This window comes from Streptomyces milbemycinicus, from assembly GCF_002154605.1.
Classification (GTDB): Bacteria; Actinomycetota; Actinomycetes; order Streptomycetales; family Streptomycetaceae; genus Streptomyces; species Streptomyces milbemycinicus.
Genome location: NZ_MUNE01000847.1, coordinates 1 through 2491, shown reverse-complemented (window position 1 = coordinate 2491; position 2491 = coordinate 1). Strand labels below are relative to the sequence as shown.

Here is a 2491-nt window from a genome sequence, read left to right as displayed (position 1 = left end):
ACCAGGCCCAGCATCGAGACATCGGCGTGGCGGTGGTCGCAGGTCAGGTCGAGCGCGCCGAGGACGCGCCCGCTCAAGGGGTCGCGGATGGGGGCGGCTGCGCAGGCGAACTGTCGCATGATGTCGGCGAAGTGCTCCCGGCCGCATACGAAGGCGGGCTGCCGGGCCGCGAGCGCGGTGCCCATGCCGTTGGTGCCGGTGAGCTCCTCGGAGAAGCCGAAGCCGGGGGCGAGATTCAGGGAGTCGAGGAAGCGGTTGAGCGAGTGCTCGCCGACCCGGCGCTCCAGCACCCGGGCGTCCTGGTCGCACAGGACCGCGCTCACCCGGATACCGGAGACCTGGGACTCGAGCCGGTCCAGCACCGGCTGGGCAGCCTCGGTCAGGCTGCCGCCGAGGTCCAGCTCCGTGTGGTACAGCACGTCCACCTGGTCGGCGGCGATGCCCAGCGACCGGCAGCGCTCCCAGGAGCTGAGGATCGTCGGACGTACGGCGCGGCTGACAAGTCTGCCCGCCAGAAAGCGGTCATGGGCATCGGTGAGGACGGCGGTGTCGTCCCAGCTGACCGGCACTTCATCACTTCCCCGAGGAATGCTCTCTTTCGGGATTCAAGTTTCCCCCCAACGAGGGGCATATGCCAGCAGAAAGGGTAACGGGGGGTGGCGGGCAGTGCCGGTGCTGGTGAAACCGCGTCCTGGTGCGCGGGGTGACCCTCCGCGCCCGACGGACCGGGGCCCGGACGGCGCCGGTCCGCCGGGCGGAGCGTCCGAACAGGGGCCTTCAGGCCGCCTGGGCGATGGTCCGGCGGCCGGTGGACGGGGGTGCCATGACGCCGCCGCGGCGCAGGACCGCGTAGCCGACGCCGATGCCCACGGCCACCGGCCACTCGATCGCGTCCGCGGCGCCCAGCAGGCCCAGGCCCACGTACAGCGGCAGACCGCCCTTGGCGGGCAGCCAGCGGCGGGCCACGGCCACCGGCAGCAGCGCCGCGTCCATCAGGCCGCCTGCCATGCGTCCCGCTGTGGGGACGGTGACGGTGAAGGACCGCTTGCCGCCGCCCGCCATGGCCTTGACCGGCTTACCGGCCTTCGCCACGGCCTTGGTGCTCTTCGCGGCCGTACCGGCCGTGGCCTTCGCAGCCGTGCTCTTCGTGGCGGCCGCCGTCTTCTGCCGGGCCGTCGTCTTCTGCCGGGTCGCTGTCTTCGTCTTGTCCGAGGCCCCGCGCTTGCGGGTGGTGGTGGGAGTACTCACAGATCTCACGTCCACACATGGTTGACGTTTGCGGTAATTCCTCACTTTTCAGGGTAATCGGGATTCATCTTCTGCCGAACAGGGCGCCTTCCGCCGAACGGGGGCGGCTGCCGGGCGACGTACAGGGAGGCCGCGCCGATGTCCCAGGCTCCACGGTCAGACCGGCCGGAACAACCGGAACAACCGGAACAACCGGAACAGCCCGAACGGTCGCAGCGATCGGGACCGCGCACCCTGGCGCCCCCGCTGCTGGGACCCCTCACCGGCGGGGTGGCCGCCGGTGTGCGTGGCGCGGCCGGACTGGTCGGACTGGTCGGACGGCTGGCGAGGCTGCCACAGCGCGGAGTGTGGTCCCACCCCGGGCGCTGCTATATCGAGGTCCGGGGGGTGCACGGCATCGGGGGCGAGCGGGTCGGCCGCCGCGTGGAGACGGCGCTCGAAACACACCCCGGTGTCCGGTGGGCGCGGGTCAACGCGCCCACCGAACGCGTCGTGGTGTCGCTCGTCTCCCCGCCGCCGCGCGAATCCGAACTGGTCGCCCTGGTCGAACAGGCCGAAGCGCACGGAGCCGCCGCCGCGGCCGAGGAGTTCGACGAATGGCGCCCGGAGCCGCACCACCCCTCCGAAGGCGCCAGCACCCCCGAATCCCTCTCCGCGCTGACCGCGGACACCGTCGGCCTGACCCTGTCCACCGCGCTGCGCCTGGCCCCCTGGCTCAAACTGCCCACCGAGGTGGGCGCGCTGGCCTCCCTGCTCCAGCACCATCCGCGGGTCCGCCGGCTGGCCGCGGCGATCGGCGGCGCGGAGCGGGCCGACTCGGCCCTGACCGCGCTGAGCGCGCTGGCCCAGGGCGTGGCCACACATGGCGGAGGGCTCGCCCTGGACACCGTCGAGCGCATCGCCCAGTGGCGGGAGGCCGACGCGGAGAGCGAGGCATGGGAGGCGGCCGAACCGCATCTGGTGCACGGACCGCGAGACGTGGCCGCCGAGCCGATCATCGTCGAGCGGCCCGGACCGACCCCCAGGGACGCCACCGCGCACTACGCGGAGCGGTCCATGCGCGCCGGGGCCGTCGCCGGCGCCCTCGCCGTACCGTTCGCCGGCCCCCGCCGCGGGCTCGCCGTGGCGCTGGCCTCCATACCCAAGGCGCCGCCGGCCGGCCGGGAGGGTTTCGCGACCAGCCTCGGCCGCTTTCTCGCACTGCGCGGCGTGGTGGCCATGGACCGCGGAGCGCTACGGCGGC

At 73.3% G+C, this 2491-nt stretch carries 3 protein-coding genes; 1 reads left to right on the top strand and 2 read right to left on the bottom strand.

Annotation, left to right across the window (positions count from 1 at the left end; all coding sequences use genetic code 11):
* A partial coding sequence (locus CCN51_RS47495; RefSeq protein ID WP_143676138.1) for a GAF domain-containing protein occupies positions 1–569 on the bottom strand: 569 nt, incomplete at its 3' end.
* 208 nt (positions 570–777) lie between these two features.
* Positions 778–1248, bottom strand: a complete 471-nt coding sequence (locus CCN51_RS47490) for a hypothetical protein (RefSeq protein ID WP_055414058.1) — start codon at positions 1246–1248, stop codon at positions 778–780.
* A gap of 138 nt (positions 1249–1386) precedes the next feature.
* Here CCN51_RS47490 and CCN51_RS47485 point away from each other — a divergent pair.
* Positions 1387–2491: heavy-metal-associated domain-containing protein (locus CCN51_RS47485; RefSeq protein ID WP_143676137.1), on the top strand; the 1105-nt coding region annotated here is incomplete at its 3' end.